Source organism: Chryseobacterium sp. Marseille-Q8038, assembly GCF_965111995.1.
In genome coordinates this window covers 1,280,928-1,296,383 of the sequence record NZ_CBCOPN010000002.1, presented here as the reverse complement: position 1 = coordinate 1,296,383, position 15,456 = coordinate 1,280,928, and the positions used below count along the sequence as shown (strand labels likewise).

The following is a 15,456-nucleotide window of genomic DNA, read 5'->3' as shown; positions in this document are numbered from 1 at the left end:
GTACAAAAACGTACAGCTTTTTTATATCTATGTCGAATTGATTTTATGATTTTACCTCCTGAATAAACAGGTTGATTTCTGCTCTGATCAATAGTTCATCATTATTAAATGTTTCACAGAAGATATGGCAGATGTTCTCAAACTGTGAAATGAGTGAAGCTTTGGAAATGATTTTGTCATTCACTTTTGGCAGGGCAAAAATTTCAATCTTCTTGATATTGGTAATAAACCCGATTACTTTTGTATCTGCTTCAGGATTTTCAAAGAAGCTTTGTCCCAGGATAGAAGAACAGGTTTGTGCCAGATTTTCAATTAAGCCGGCTTCTGCAAATTCATTGTTGTGAACAAAAACATTGTCTTCTTTTATTTCAAAGGAAGTCACTACTTTTTCTTTGGTCAGCTCCAGGATGAAATCTGCCATCAGCATCGGTTCGCGATGCGGTAAAAAGTTGTGTATATTAATGATATTCTCTTCCTTTATTTCCATTTCCAGTTTATTTTACAGCGGTTTTCATTTGAGATTTTGCAATCACTTCACCGTTCAGTTTGGTAACGATATCCACCAGGGTTACCCCCATAACTTCATTGAGGATGGTTACCTCAGACTTAAGTTGATCTCCTATTTTAGGCAATACTTCAGCTTCAAAAGATTTGATCGCTCCGATATATCCAGTAGGTGCGTCTTTCCCCAGCAGGTAATACTTGTATCCTGTATGCAGCGCAACACTTTGTGCCTGGTGCTCAATCAGTCCGGAAGCCTGAAATAATCCGTCCTGGATGAAGAGGTTATCTCCTTGTATTTCAAAACCTGACAAAAGATGGCTTTCAGAATACTCTGACAGCTCATGCACCATCACAAAAGGAAACCTTTGCGGAATAAGACTTTCTACAAAATCTTTATCGGATGTAGGCAGTTTATTTTCCATTAGCAAACGGTTAGTAATGCACACGAATAAGCAAATCTTCCACTTTCGGGAACGCAAAGAAGTACTTTTTCTCCTTTTTTCAATGTTCCTGAATTCATTAATTCTTCAAGGGCAATAAATATAGATCCTGCTCCGATGTTTCCTACTTCAGAAAGGTTATAGAACCATTTTTCTGCAGGGAAATCCATTCCTTTTTTCGCAAACTCTTCTTTCAGTCCGTCTTTAAAATATCCTGAAGAAATGTGAGCCAATACGTGGTCAATTTTTTCCGGATCTAAATTATGTTTGTCAAAAGAAGATCTTAAACTTTCGGCTCCTTTTACAAGGATATATTTATCAAGGATTTTAGTATCCTGTTTGATGGCAAAAATAGATTGCTTCAACCATTCATCAGAAGGGTAGTCTGCCCATGATTTCAGGCTTCCGTCTTCCAGTTTGTCACATCCGGCATACATACATGCTTCAATTTCGTGAGCATAAGAATAAAAGTCAATAAATTCTACCTTTAAAGAAATACTGTTTTCTCTGGGTTTGTTTTCCAAAAGGAAAGCTCCTGCTCCGTCAGAAAGCATCCATCTCAGAAACTCTCTTTTGAAAGCAACGATAGGTCTTTCTTCCAGTAACTTTAAGTTTTCAGCTTCGTGGTTGAATTTATCAGCAGTCATCCATGCAGACATTCTTTCGGAACCTGCACATACAGCATTGTCCTGTACTCCGGCTTTTACGGAAAGGAATCCGTAGTTCAGCGCATTCATTCCTGAGTTGCAAAGACCTGTTGAAGTATTAATTTCAATAGATTTTCCGATGTTCAGTTCACCATGTACCATAGAAGCGTGAGAAGGCTGGATCTGGTCTGGTGAAGTAGTTCCTACGGATAATAATTTCATATCTTCCTTTTTGAAGTTTTCATCAAAAAGGCCTTCGATTGCTTTGGCAGTAAGCTGCGCATTAGAGTGGGTAGGATTTCCTTCTGTGTCTAAAGCGTAGTATCGTGTCGTAATTTTATTATTTCTTAGGATAAGTGATTTTGCTTTGGATGGCGCATCATTGATAAGCCCAAGATAAGTCTCCATTTCATCATTCGCTACCGGCTCATTGGGTAAGTATTTTGATGCTTTTGTTATAAATACGTCGTACATTCTATTTTAAATTAATTCCTTGTAAATATCTTTTTTGTTTTTGTCTTTTAAACCAAAATATAGGGGTTGTAAGCAGGTGTAAAACCAAAACGACAGGTGAGATAATCCATATCGCTGCCATCAAATATACCTTAAAGAATTTTATCAGCAATGGACGTTTCTCTTTTTTCTTGATGATCAGATTAGACCATACTGTAAAAATTTTGTTTCCTACCTTCTCTACACGTACCAGAAACGCACGAATTTCAATGGCTCCATTCTTAACAAGATCCGGCTGTAAACTATTAAGGTCATTATTATTAAAATGTCTTTCAATAATCTCGCCATACTTTACGGAACCTGCAATTTCTTCATCAGAAACTCCTGCAGCAGGAAGCATTCCTGATTTTTCTTTCTGACCTGTTGTGAGCCATCGAAGGATGGTCAATACACTGGTGTAATTGTCATGTCTGTCTACCAGTGCAATATTCCCCACAAGTTTAGCCTGTAAATCTCTTAAGTATACCTTTAATTTCTCCTGGGAGAGCATCCACATATTTCTGGTTCCGGAGATAGTGACTACAGGAGTATCTTTAAGAATACGTTCTGCATAACCACTCTTTAAAAATGAAATAATAGGAATGGATGGTGTGAGATACCATACCTGATACCCAAAAAGAATAAGGTCGTACTTTTTGTTCAGAATTTCTTCTGAAGGAGGAAGGATTTCTTTAGGAATCTGTAAGTAAGATTCAGGAAAGGTGTTGAAAAATACATCGCCTGGCCAGGGAAAAGGAAAGTCTTCCTTTAGCTGAATGTTGTAATACGTAATGTCATAAGCATCCTTTTTTGCTTCAAAAGGCTGGGCTATGTTTCTCACGATATCTTCGAGTTGTCCGGTTTGTGAATAATATATGACAAGTATATTTTTCTTCATTAGTTTTCTTTAGCGTTTACAAAAATATGTTTTTCATATTTATTATTTAGTTTTAAATACTTTTAATGATTCAGAACTAAATTTTAATGCATAATTATCACTTTCAAATGAAGTGTTTTTTGTATTTACAAAAATGATTGTTTCGGGGAGATCCTGAATGTCATTGAATGTAAAATGATCATGTGAGACAATAAGTACATCAATCTTTTTGTTCACTTCCGAAAGATCTTTTATATACTGTATCTTTCTTCTTTTTACCAGATAGCTATGGGCAGCTGTTGCTCTTTTTTCATCATTTTTTATCAGAGAAAAAACTCTTCGGCTTGCCTGGTAAAGCGTTAATAAAGCATCTTTCTGTCCGAAATCATCCGCCATATGAAGGATGTTGGCTTCATGGGAAATATGCTTATTCATCTCGAAATATACTGATTTATTGGTATTGAAATCTTCTTTTACTTCTTTTACCACTTCGCTGTCCTTATACAGGTAGCTCAGGAATAATTTCTTTTTAAAATAATTTTCATCCTCAATCTCTTCTCTCAGTTTTGCAAATTCTTCTCTGAAATAGGCATTGATCTTCTTGGTTCTTTCAGAATAGTTTTTACCAAAACTGATGTCATCCTTGCTGATTCTGTTCCCCACTTTTACGGTAATACTTCCGTCATAGATTATAAAATCTCCTTTCGGTAATACCTCAGAGTTTCCGTGGATATAGAGTGGAAGAATATCCAGACCGAACTGCTCGGCAAGATAAAATGCGCCTTTATGGAATCTTTTCACATCATTGGTGTAAGAACGCTCTGCTTCAGGGAAAACAACCAGGGAATATCCTTGTTCAATTTTTTCCTTCAGTTTTTCCATTCCGTTCTCGATTCCCTGTGAAACAGGATAAAAGCCCAATGCCCGTACCAATTTCCCAAAAACAGGAGACTGATATACCCAGTCATTCACAAGGTAAATGATTTTATGGGTAGCCATTGCTATTGCCAGGGTATCAAGGAAAGACGTATGATTGGCAATAATGACAGCAGGTTTACTGAAGTCTTCCAATGTATTTTTAATGACCTTCTTCTTTACAAATGGATTGGAATAAAGGACAGAAGTTAAAAATCTGGCTAAAATAAGTTTGATAATATCCAGGGTTTTTCCTTTGGAATTTTTAACGAAGAAGCTTCCAAACGCTGAAAATATAAGACCTCCGATTCCATAGTATAAAAATGAGAAGATTGAAATAACCGAGAGTCTGAAGGTGATTGGTGAAAGTCCTTTTTTGGCCCGGTTGGTAATGAATAATCTGAACCAGAAAGGATATAATGTAGAGGTAATAATAATCACAGAAAACATTCCTATCAGAGCCACGAGTGCTAAAGAATGCAGAGCCGGATGCTTGGCAAATATCAAAGATCCGATAGACAGAATAGTCGTGAAAACGGCAAGAATAATGGATGTTCTGTAAGTGGGCAATTCATTTTTTCCTGTGGTATGTTCTTTTTGCATAGCCTGTGTCAGGAAAATACTGAAGTCATCCCCAACTCCAAATACAAGAGTGCATACAACGGTACTGAAGATATTTAATTCAAGTCCCAGGAAATAAAGAATTCCGGCTGTCACAATACCCGTCAGGACAATTGGGAACATGGTCAGGATTGTTAATTCAAAATTTCTGAAGAAAACAATGATTGTTAAAATGATCGCAAGAAGAGAATAATTAATCAAGGTATTGAAATCCCTTTTCAGGAGTCCAAGGAAATTCTCGTTCATCTGCTGGCGGTCAATGGCAATGGCATCATGTTTCTTCTCAATATCTTTGATGAAAGTATCCCGTTTATTTTCGTTCACTTTCACAACATTGGAAACGGTGTAAAAACCATTTTCGCTGCTCATGAATTCTGAAATCTGAAGTGCTTTCACCTTTTGATAGTCTTTTAGACTTAATGCAGTATAGTTTTTGTGCAAAGCTTCATTAAAACTGTCAAAAGCAGAACTGTTGAACCCGAATTTATTTCCGTTACCGACCAGCTCAGTAATGGTCTGATTCTTTTTCTGGTTATTCCAGAATTGGTTCCAGTGGTCTATCTTTTTTTGCTGGTCTTTTTCTGAAAGCACGATACTTCCGATAGAATTATAACTTAAAATTTTACCTTCTTTCTTCTCTTTTTCAAGGAAGCTGCTGAGTTCGGAATTTCTGGATAATGCCTCTTCTTCAGAATTTCCATAAGAAATAGTGTAGATTGATTTTGAAGTGATATCGGAAAGTTTCTGCAGTTTTGCTTCACTGATTTTTAATTCTTTTGGAATATAATTCAGATCACCAATATCTTCATTAAAGCCTACATGTCTGAATCCGAACAGGCAGGCAAGAATGATAATGGAACATCCTATGATTAAAGGTTTGTTTTTCTCATAAGGATAAGAGCCAATTCTATCGATAAAATTGGTATTGAGATGTTCTTTTTCTTTTGGTTTATAAAGTTGAGGAACAATAATTAATGCTGAGATTGAAGAAAGAATAACTGTAATGGCTGCAAAAAGGCCTAAATCTTTCAGTGCTTCAGAGCGTACAAAAACCAGGCACAGGAATGAAACGGCTGTCGTTGCACTGCTCAATACAATAGGTTGGGTGATTTCTTTGTAAAGCTCTTCAATATTGTTGTTGTGTTTGTAATGCGTCAGAATATGCAGGGCATAATCTATCGTAATCCCTATCAGAATAGCGCCTACACTTAATGAAATTGCAGAAATCTTATCTTTGATAAAATAAAGGATTAAGAGGGCAAGCAGTACCGAAAACACCGTGGGCAAAAACACAATGATGGGCGTAAAGATATTTCTGAAGTAATAGATCAGAAGGATCAAAAGTACCGTCATGGAAATGACTACCGTGTTCTGTATATCTTTTTTGATTTGTTTCGCATTGGCCACAGCAATCACCGGAGAACCGAAATAGCTGATCTCTGTTTTTCCTTTGAACTGTTTGTTGATATGGTCTTTGATGGAATTAAGCTGATCTATAAAAGCTTCATTTGCTTTTGTATCATTGCTTTTGTTCCTGGGGTCGATGAAAAGTAAGAGGTTTTTACCATCTTTGGTTACAATATAGCTGTCTTCGAGTTTGAAGTCTTTGCTGATATTTAAAGCATTTAATTTTTTGATTCCTAAAAAAGTAAGTCCCAAAGGATCTTTTTTAATAAACTCTTTGGTGACAAGACTTGTGGGAGAAACCAGTGAGATGTAATTGTTTTCTACCTGTTTTGCAATGCTGTCTTTCTGAAGTTTCCGGTCAATCTCTTTATAATCATTCTCATTAAGGAATAAAGGGAGGTTCTGGCTGACAAAGTCAAAGGTTTCAGAAATCTCATTATCATTCACTTTACCCTGAACAGAGCCGATATACTTTTGTAGAGGGTCAATTTTTTTGAGGAAAGTATCTGCGGTTTCGGAAAGCTGGAAGCTGTCTTCTCCGGATTTATTCTCTATAATAACAATAATTTTATCCGAAAAATTGAGCTGTTTAAGAACCTTTGCCGTAAGATCTGATTTTTCATTTTTAGGAATAATCTGATTGATGTCTTCCTCAAAATTGATCTTTGACGCAAAGAATAGGCATAAAACGGCAATTCCCAAAGCTGTCAGTACAGATAGGATTTTATTTCTGGAAATCAGATAATATAAAAATATAAAAAAGCGATGCATTGCATTTAAATCAAGTCTGCAAATTTAATTTTTTAAGCATTAGTTCAAAATAGTTAGCGATAAGTTTTGACTGAAAATCAATAAAATATTCTAGGAAGAATGAAAAAATATTCTACTTTTGCAAAAGTTCCCTTTTGAAAAAATGTATTTTCAACCACCATTATTATTAAAAAAATAAGAATCTGTTTTTAGATATGTTGAAAAGAAATGATGAAAAAATAAACGGATTTCTATTTGTAATAGTACTTCCGCTGCTGTTGTTTGCCATGTCTTATTATGGGTTTGAATCTTCCTATACAAGACTGAAAACATCAGAGACTACTCCTGACTTTTTATTTTCCTCCGTATATGCTTACAGAGTGATTCCTAATTATCTGAGTGTACAGATGACAGATCTGATGTACAGTCTGATTAACGGACCTCTTTCTTTCTTCAAAGATTTTCTATCAAAAAACGGAACCCCTTTTTACCATGGGCTTTTCCTGATGAACAGCGTGTTCTTTGTTTTATGTTCTTTGATTTTGAATGCCGTTTTTCAATTGAAGTCAATAGGGCTTCTGCTGAATCTTAATGCGAGAAGGATTATTCATCTCTTATCGGTGTTTTTCATTGTGATCACACAATATGCACCGACAAATTGTGATACTATTGCTCTATTCTGCTATCTGGCAGGTGTTTTTTTAACCCTGAAATATTTAGATACCAGAAAAAATATTTTCTTTTATATTCTCATTGGTCTCATCGGAGTTTCTACTCTGGTAAGAGAAACAGCCTGTTTGAACATTGCTTTTTTTGCCGCGGTATTTTTTAATATTGATGAGTTGAAAAAAGGAAATTATCAGGTAATCTGGAAAATTATACCATTGGTTGTTGCTTTTCTGATTCCTTATCTAGGATTGAGAGCATTACTTGTTCAGGACGAAACTACTTTTGTGGAAGGGTTCTATATTAACAGAAACTTTTCCAGTCCTTTCAATCTTGCAGGATTGGTCTTTGCATTAATTGTGATTTATTTTATATACAAGCTGTGTACAGAAGAAGAAAACAGGAGTGTTTTTGGAAAATATTTTTTCTTTTCCATTCCTTATCTTCTTATGATTACTTTAGTGGGTCTTTTCTGGGAAGTGAGGCTTTTCCTGCCTTTAATTCTGACGGGAATAATCACAGCATATCATCAGTTTAAAAAAACACCAGAGATTTAGCATGAGTTTACTACATCCATATTATTTAATTGCAATTGTCTATATGCTGTTTTTCAGTGTTCAGGAAGTGTATGGAAAGAAGGTTGATAAAAAGTGGTTCTGGTTCCTTGCTGTTTATTTTATTATTATTGTTGGTCTTAGAGACAGCGTAGGTCCGGATTACGGAAGTTACAAGGGAATTTATATTTACTCTGATACCAAAAGCTATTACAGTATCTTTATGAAGATGCTCCATATGGAAGGTACGGAAACCCTGGATGTGGAATGGCTGTATACTTTGATTAATAAGATACTTCTCAATTTTTTTGATGCTCCCTTTTATATGCTGACGCTGGTCATTGCCATTTTTGCGATGATCTTTAAAGTGGAATATACAGAAGACAATACTTTTTATCCCTTTACTTTTACGCTGTTTATGTTTATTCCTAACTTCTTTATCGGGGAGAGTGGTCAGATCAGACAAAACCTGGGAACTTTTATTGTTTATTTTGCGATACGGTATATTAAAGAGCGGAAATTCTGGCATTATCTATTTTTTATATTTATAGGATCTGGTATACACAGTGTTTGTTATTTATTCCTTCCGATGTATTGGCTGGCACGTGTTCCGTTAAACAAGACGATAATGCTGATTATGATTGTAGGCTCTGTCTTTTTATCTCCGTTTGAAATATATAGGAGTTTTGGGAGTTTCTTAGATGGGATGGCTTCTGATAGTACCTTGGTAGAAGGTTTCAATGGATATATGGATGAAACTGTACAACGATTGAATGGTGGTGTCGGGATTCCGGAGGCAATGATGGCGATCCTTACTTTCTTCCTTTTTGTTTTTGATTCTAAGATGAAAGAGGTGTATCCTTATTACGAATATCATAGAAACTATGCTGTAATTGGGATCTGTCTTTACTTTATTTTTAGAAATAATCCTATATTCTCGTCGAGACTTGCGGGGGCATTTATCGGATTCTCCTATATCATTATTCCTAATGCAATGTATGCTGTTTCCGGAAGGGTTAAAAATATCATTTACGCATTTATTATTTCACTGTTTGTCTTCAATTTTGTCGTCTTCTCCATCTTTAATAATATTAAGGCTGGAAGATTTTCGATAGATCTTTATAGAAACCATATTCTTCCATAGTATTTTGAACATTAAAATATAAAGGCAGCTTCAGGCTGTCTTTTTTTATGTGTGAGAATTCTGTTAAGGCTTGTTTTATTTATTAAGGTTTGTGTTGGATTATTAATAACATAATTTATATATTGTGTTGTTATTTATAATATAAATCACTTTTTGTTGAAGTAGGCTTAAAAATTGCATGTACTAATGACACTAAAACCTAAGGTATGAAAAGATTAGCTGGAAAATTAGCGGCAGTCATCTGCCTGATATTATTTGGAGTCAGTTCCAAAGGTAATATCAACGGAAATCTATGGTCCACCGAGAGTAGGGACTCATTGAAAAGACCATTGAATGAATTAATCCCCTCGTTCCTTCCGGACTGGAAAAAAGCTCCTAACAGTTATATTTTTGATCCCAATCAGAATAGCGAAGGATTGTTGGTTCCCGTAAAGAAAGCCTATGCAATGTGGGAAGGAGGCGGATATCTTAACGGAACCGGTATTCCGGCGGGTACAGTAACTGCAGATGTTTTATGGGAAGACGTTCATGGGCTTATAAAGTCCGGAGTAAACTATGCCCTTGAAATAATGGGAACAGGGCAGGATGCTAAGATAAAGGTTCCTGTCAACAAAGCGAAAAAGGGAAATGCTGTGATTGCTCTTAAAGTAAACGGCGAAATTTATTGGAGCTGGCATATCTGGGTAACGGATGATCCTACGAATGGAGTTACCTATAGAAGTTTCAACAACGTCAAAAGAATGAAATCAGACGGAACTACTGAAATTATTCCAGACTCCGATTGGAAATGGATGGATAGAAATCTGGGTGCCATCACAAGTTCTATCACGGCATCAGACTGGAACCGAAGTATCGGACTTCTTTATCAATGGGGACGAAAAGATCCTATTCCGCCATTGGTTACAAGAGGAAACGATTTCTACGAAGCTTCAGGATCTATAGGCAGAGTGAGGCATAGAGGGGCTAAAAATATGACCAATGCTGTAAGTATTGATGATCTCAGGAAGTTTGTTCTGCTTTCTGCTGCGGAGGTTACCAATAATATAAGGCTTTCTGTAAAAAATCCTTTGAGTCTTATCTATGTCAATAAAGATGATAATTCAGGTCAGGCTTACTATAATAATAATCTTAATCTTCCTGTCAATTGGTTTGGTAAATCTACTGCCTTGCCAAGTAACAGGCTTTCAGAACTCAATCTTTGGTCAGACAATGCACAAGGAAAAATTGAAAGCATTTACAATACAGATGAAAAAGCTAAACCTTATAGAGATAAATCTCCTTATGATCCATGTCCTAATGGATGGCGTATACCCTCAATGCTGGTGGCGAATCTGGCCTCTGGATCCTATGTAGATGATATAAGAATAGATTTTTCGCCTTTCGGGGTGAAAACCAATATGGCAAGAAATGTTTTTGAAGCCAATAAATATCATATCATAAAACCTACTGATGCAGGAATTCCAGCCTTTATGACAGGGTTTAGGATTTATCCCAATCTTGGCTTTGATCTATCTGCGGTAGGAGGATATAATATGGGGATTTTTCCCGGAAACGGACAGCTTATCAGAGGAGCCCATTTAGGACAATACAGTGATCAGCATCATATTGCATTGTGGACGGCTACTTTGACTCGATTGTTTGATGCTTCTCCGGCTGTTACGGTAAGAGGTCTTTCCATGATTCCGGATAAAACACAGCCTGATATTCCGGATGCCAATTATCCTAATATTAAAGGACGTTATTATTACTTTCCAATGTCCGGAATGTATACTTCAGATGCTAACGGCTGCAGATGTATAAAAGATCCTCTATACACCATTAATGATTATGATTTTCCAACAGAATATCTGCCAGTAGCCACAGAATTCAAAGAAGGTTTCAATAACCCGAATACGTATCAGGTTGTTAAAAGCGAAACAGCCACTATTATTGAAATTCCGGTAAGTAAAGCGTTTTCTGTACAAAGCCAGTTGCTGGGTAATCTTGAGATATTAAATCCTTCCAATTTTACTAATTTAAAAACCAATGTGCTATGGACTACCAATACCTCTCTTATCAGCAGAATTCTAATGGTGAATCCTTCACCTTCATCACTGCAGGATATTATTAATTCTAAAATATCTGTAGAAATTGCTCCTAATGAAAGTGGAAATGCTGTGGTAACATTGCACAATGGCGACGTATCTTCACCTGTATATTGGAGCTGGCATATCTGGGTTACAGATTCTCCTGTAGGATCTTATTCTTATGTTACAGAAGTCCCGGAAGCAGTTACAAATTATGTGAACTATGTCAACAAAGCTGATGTTGCATTACAGACGGTCTTTATGGATCGTAATCTCGGAGCAACAGATGCTTTTCCCAACATTGTCAATCCTCAGGCGCCCACTGCTGATGAGCTGTTAAAAATACGTGCCTCTACCGGACTGCATTATCAATGGGGTAGAAAAGATCCTATTCCTCCATTCCAGTATGCTGATAATAGAAGCTTTTATAATGTTTTTCTGGGAACTCCTGCTCCTAAAGGAACTGTTTCGTACACTACGCTTAATCAGTCTGAATATAACAATCTTTCAGGAAACTATATTGTACCTTATAACACGTATGCGACGTTATCAAATGTACAGTTAACGGATAAGCCAGCAGATAAAATCTCCAAAATATTATCCTATTCTGTGAAAAATCCTCTGGTATATATGATTCCAAGTACATGGGCTCCTTATAACAGTGCAACACCCAATTATACGAACGGTACAGACTGGCTGGCACAAGAGCCTAATTTAGCGCCTGACAGATGGGGAAGAGGAGGTAGCAAATCTCCTTTTGATCCTTGTCCTGAAGGATGGAGGATTCCTGATCTGACCAGTGTGGCTTTGGTTTCAGGTGCTGATTTCGGGCAAACTCCCTGGTATAAAAAAGATAAGAATGTGGCCACATCATATAGTATTGCGACTGATTATTTGGGAGCAAGAGTGAGAAATTCGGCCAATGCTACGATAGGGTATTTGTTTAACAATCCGGCTTATCCCATAGGAAACTACCCTGATTCCGGATCAAGAGGTTTCAGAAGTGTTATTGCCAATCAGACTTCACAGGGAACGTTCAATGTTCTCAACTTTCAGTATCCGGCTGTATGGACGGATGCTTTAAATTCAAATTACATTGGAAGGTCTATTAATGTTTTGTTTGATGCAGCTTCTACCACCAATAGGATAATGGTCTTTCATGATAATAATGATCCGTATTTCGGAACAGGATGCCGATGTGTGAAAATAGAATATGATGCCAATGGTAATGAAGAAGGTCCGGCCTCAAAAATGAATGCGATATCTAAAGAACCTAGACTGAGCAAAGTAAATTCTGAACTAAAAATTAAGAATAACAAGATCTCTTTATACCCAAGCCCTTTTTCTAGTATCCTTTACATCAGGGCTACGGTGGATAAAGAGTACAGTTTTCAGGTTTTTAATGCCCTCGGTCAGCTTGTGAAATCAGGACAGTTTGTCAATAACCAGGCAGATCTCTCTTCTTTAAGTGCAGGAGTATATTTAATAAGAATAAATAATTCAGAAGCAACTGTAAAAATTATAAAACAATAAATCGTAACAAAAGGGATTGAAAAGCAGAATGAGGTTTCTTGTTCTGCTTTTTTATACAGAGCATATTTCTTGCATCTATTATGGCTGGTGAAAAATTCTATATCATTCAGTGTTGATAATTGCATAACAGTCTAAAACCTATACTACAAAGGATTTGTTTCTTCAAAAAATGGATGCTGAAAGAGAGTGTAAACCACTTCGATTGTTAAATTAAACCCGTTTAACAAAAAGTATATAATAAAAAAGCTTTACTTTTGCAAAAATTTTTAGTTAGAATGTCGAAAAATTTAGTAATCGTAGAGTCCCCGGCAAAAGCAAAAACTATTCAAAAATATCTAGGAAAGGATTTTGAAGTAAAATCCAGTTTCGGACATATCCGGGATCTTCCTAAAAAAGGAATGGGGATAGACCTTACTACATTCAGTCCTGATTACGAAGTTTCAGCAGACAAAAAGAAATTGGTAACCGAATTAAAGGCGGCCGTAAAGAAAGCTGATATGGTATGGCTTGCTTCCGATGAGGACCGCGAAGGAGAAGCTATTGCATGGCATCTTGCGGATGAATTGAAGCTGAAGCCTGAAAACAGGAAAAGAATTGTTTTCCACGAGATTACCAAAAACGCCATTCTAAAAGCAATCGACAATCCAAGAGATATTGATCAGAACTTAGTGAATGCCCAGCAGGCAAGAAGAGTGCTGGACAGAATCGTAGGTTTTGAAATGTCACCCGTTTTATGGAAAAAAGTAAAACCGGGACTGTCTGCAGGTAGAGTACAGTCTGTAGCAGTAAGATTAATCGTTGAAAGAGAAAAAGAAATCCGTGAGTTTAAACCAAAAGCAAGCTTTAAACTTGACGGGATTTTCCTAAATAAAACAGAGCAGGAAATTGCTGCCAAGCTGAAAAAAGACTTTGAAAAGGAAGAAGAGGCAGAAAAATTCCTGGAGCAGGCGAAAACTACAGAATTTAAAGTTCTGAATGTAGAAACCAAGCCAGGTACACGTTCGGCTTCCGCTCCGTTTACAACTTCTACATTACAGCAGGAAGCTTCCTCAAGACTTGGATATAATGTAACCAATACCATGCGTCTGGCACAGAGGCTTTACGAAGAAGGGTTTATTACCTATATGAGAACAGACTCCGTAAACCTTTCCCAGGAAGCCATTGAAGGTGCTAAAAAACAAATCGTATCAGAATACGGAGCAGAATATTCTTCTCCAAGAAACTATACCACAAAATCTGCTTCAGCACAGGAAGCGCACGAAGCGATCCGTCCTACGGATTTTGGAGTAAAAACTGTAGCTGATGCACAATTAAACAGACTGTATCAATTAATTTATAAAAGAACACTGGCTTCTCAGATGGCTAATGCCAAAATTGAAAAGACAGTAATCGAAATAGGAAATGCGTCATTGCCACATCATTTTGAAGCACAGGGTGAGGTGATTATATTCGATGGTTTCCTGAAGGCTTACGGCATTGTAAAGACAGAAGAGGATGATGAAGAAAACAACGATAAGTTGTTGCCGAAAGTAACTGTAGGAGAAGTATTGAACTATAAAACAATTACTGCTACTGAAAAATTCACAAGACCAAGCGCAAGATATACTGAAGCCGGATTGGTGAGAAAACTTGAAGAATTAGGGATTGGGAGACCTTCTACTTATGCGCCTACAATTCAGACCATTCAGAACAGAGAGTATGTAGATAAAAGAGAAATCGAACCGCATACCCGTGAAGTGATCAAAATGTCTTTGACAAAAGATAAGATCAAAAAAGTAGTTCTTGAAGAAAAATTCGGAGGTGATAAAAATAAATTCATTCCTACAGATATTGGTGAAGTTGTAAATGACTTCTTAACAGATAACTTCAGAGAAATCCTTGACTACGGTTTCACAGCAAGAGTAGAAGAAAGTTTTGACGAAATTGCAAGTGGCGACCAGAAATGGAAGGAAATGATGACGAATTTCTACTCGAAATTCCACCCGAGAATTGAAGATGTAGAAGAAAATGCAGACCGCGCCACAGGAGACAGATTATTAGGAGTAGATCCAAAGACCGGTAAAAATGTTCATGCAAGAATCGGAAGATTTGGAGCAATGATCCAGATTGGAGAAACGGATGATGAGGAGAAACCAATCTTTGCTTCATTAATGACAGGCCAGAATATCGCAACCATCACTTTTGAAGAAGCATTGGAACTGTTCAAGTTGCCTTTTGATTTAAGTGAAGTTGACGGACAGCCGGTTTCTGTAGGAGTAGGAAGATTTGGACCTTATGTGAAATGGGGAGAAACGTATATCAGTATTCCGAAAGGTGAAGATCCGCTTTCTGTAGATCAGAAACGTGCCGAGGAAATCATCAATGAAAAGAAAATTGCTGATGCTCCTATTGCAACGTATAAAGGAGAACCTGTAACAAAAGGAACAGGAAGATTCGGACCATTTATCAAGTATAAAGATATTTTCGTAAACGTTCCAAAGAGATATGATTTTGAAAATCTTTCTCAAAGCGATATCAATGAACTGATTGATGCTAAACTGGAAAAAGAAGCCAACCGATACATCCAGCAGTGGGAAAAAGAAAAAATTTCCATTGAAAACGGAAGATGGGGACCTTTCATCAAATTCGGAAAGGCCATGTTCAAAATTCCTAAGAAAGCTGATGATACAAAATATGATGCCGAGGAATTAAAAGAACTTTCTTTAGATGAGGTTAAAAAATGGATTACAGATCAGGATCCTAAAGCTTTTGCAGAAAAGAAAAAACCTGCAGCTAAAAAAGCGACTACTACAAAGAAAACAACAGCAGCAAAGAAGCCTGCTGCCAAAAAGAAATAATAA

9 protein-coding genes are annotated in these 15,456 nt (G+C 36.7%); 4 read left to right on the top strand and 5 right to left on the bottom strand.

Annotated features, from left to right (window positions below):
* Nucleotides 1-43 precede the first annotated feature (43 nt).
* The 5 genes from ACWPWS_RS19830 to ACWPWS_RS19810 are packed head-to-tail and all read right to left on the bottom strand — an operon-like array spanning nucleotide 44 to nucleotide 6,674.
* A complete protein-coding gene (locus ACWPWS_RS19830) occupies nucleotides 44-487 on the bottom strand; it encodes an ABC transporter permease (RefSeq protein WP_209786787.1) in 444 nt (147 codons plus the stop codon).
* A gap of 7 nt (nucleotides 488-494) precedes the next feature.
* Nucleotides 495-926: a hypothetical protein gene (locus ACWPWS_RS19825; RefSeq protein WP_454047660.1), complete on the bottom strand. Its 432-nt coding sequence runs from the start codon at nucleotides 924-926 to the stop codon at nucleotides 495-497.
* Entirely contained in the window at nucleotides 926-2,065 is a 1,140-nt protein-coding gene (locus tag ACWPWS_RS19820) for a beta-ketoacyl-ACP synthase III (protein WP_105684197.1), read from the bottom strand. Before ACWPWS_RS19820 ends, ACWPWS_RS19825 begins: the two co-directional genes overlap by 1 nt.
* 1 nt (nucleotide 2,066) lies before the next feature.
* Entirely contained in the window at nucleotides 2,067-2,981 is a 915-nt protein-coding gene (locus ACWPWS_RS19815; protein WP_309512942.1) for a dialkylrecorsinol condensing enzyme DarA, read from the bottom strand.
* A gap of 42 nt (nucleotides 2,982-3,023) precedes the next feature.
* On the bottom strand, nucleotides 3,024-6,674 hold the full coding sequence (locus ACWPWS_RS19810; protein WP_454047659.1) for an MMPL family transporter: 3,651 nt from the start codon (nucleotides 6,672-6,674) through the stop codon (nucleotides 3,024-3,026).
* 194 nt (nucleotides 6,675-6,868) lie between these two features.
* Here ACWPWS_RS19810 and ACWPWS_RS19805 point away from each other — a divergent pair, with 194 nt between their 5' ends.
* From ACWPWS_RS19805 to topA, 4 genes are all read left to right on the top strand, one after another.
* Nucleotides 6,869-7,876: a hypothetical protein gene (locus ACWPWS_RS19805; protein ID WP_454047658.1), complete on the top strand. Its 1,008-nt coding sequence runs from the start codon at nucleotides 6,869-6,871 to the stop codon at nucleotides 7,874-7,876.
* A 1-nt stretch (nucleotide 7,877) separates the two neighbouring features.
* Nucleotides 7,878-9,017 (top strand): EpsG family protein, encoded by a 1,140-nt coding sequence (locus tag ACWPWS_RS19800; protein WP_454047657.1) that lies wholly within the window; start codon nucleotides 7,878-7,880, stop codon nucleotides 9,015-9,017.
* Between the two features lie 206 nt (nucleotides 9,018-9,223).
* Nucleotides 9,224-12,616, top strand: coding sequence for a T9SS type A sorting domain-containing protein (locus ACWPWS_RS19795; RefSeq protein WP_454047656.1), 3,393 nt, complete (start codon nucleotides 9,224-9,226; stop codon nucleotides 12,614-12,616).
* A 275-nt stretch (nucleotides 12,617-12,891) separates the two neighbouring features.
* Nucleotides 12,892-15,453 carry a type I DNA topoisomerase gene (gene topA / locus ACWPWS_RS19790; protein ID WP_454047655.1) on the top strand — a complete coding sequence of 854 codons (2,562 nt, stop codon included), beginning with the start codon at nucleotides 12,892-12,894 and terminating at the stop codon, nucleotides 15,451-15,453.
* The last annotated feature ends 3 nt before the right edge of the window (nucleotides 15,454-15,456 follow it).

Excerpts from the sequence above, each read along its gene's own strand:
- ACWPWS_RS19825 (WP_454047660.1), bottom strand. The coding sequence starts at position 926 with ATGGAAAATAAACTGCCTACATCCGATAAAGATTTTGTAGAAAGTCTT.
- ACWPWS_RS19830 (WP_209786787.1), bottom strand. The coding sequence starts at position 487 with ATGGAAATAAAGGAAGAGAATATCATTAATATACACAACTTTTTACCG.
- ACWPWS_RS19805 (WP_454047658.1), top strand. The coding sequence starts at position 6,869 with ATGTTGAAAAGAAATGATGAAAAAATAAACGGATTTCTATTTGTAATA.
- ACWPWS_RS19810 (WP_454047659.1), bottom strand. The coding sequence starts at position 6,674 with ATGCATCGCTTTTTTATATTTTTATATTATCTGATTTCCAGAAATAAA.
- ACWPWS_RS19815 (WP_309512942.1), bottom strand. The coding sequence starts at position 2,981 with ATGAAGAAAAATATACTTGTCATATATTATTCACAAACCGGACAACTC.
- ACWPWS_RS19800 (WP_454047657.1), top strand. The coding sequence starts at position 7,878 with ATGAGTTTACTACATCCATATTATTTAATTGCAATTGTCTATATGCTG.
- topA (WP_454047655.1), top strand. The coding sequence starts at position 12,892 with ATGTCGAAAAATTTAGTAATCGTAGAGTCCCCGGCAAAAGCAAAAACT.
- ACWPWS_RS19820 (WP_105684197.1), bottom strand. The coding sequence starts at position 2,065 with ATGTACGACGTATTTATAACAAAAGCATCAAAATACTTACCCAATGAG.
- ACWPWS_RS19795 (WP_454047656.1), top strand. The coding sequence starts at position 9,224 with ATGAAAAGATTAGCTGGAAAATTAGCGGCAGTCATCTGCCTGATATTA.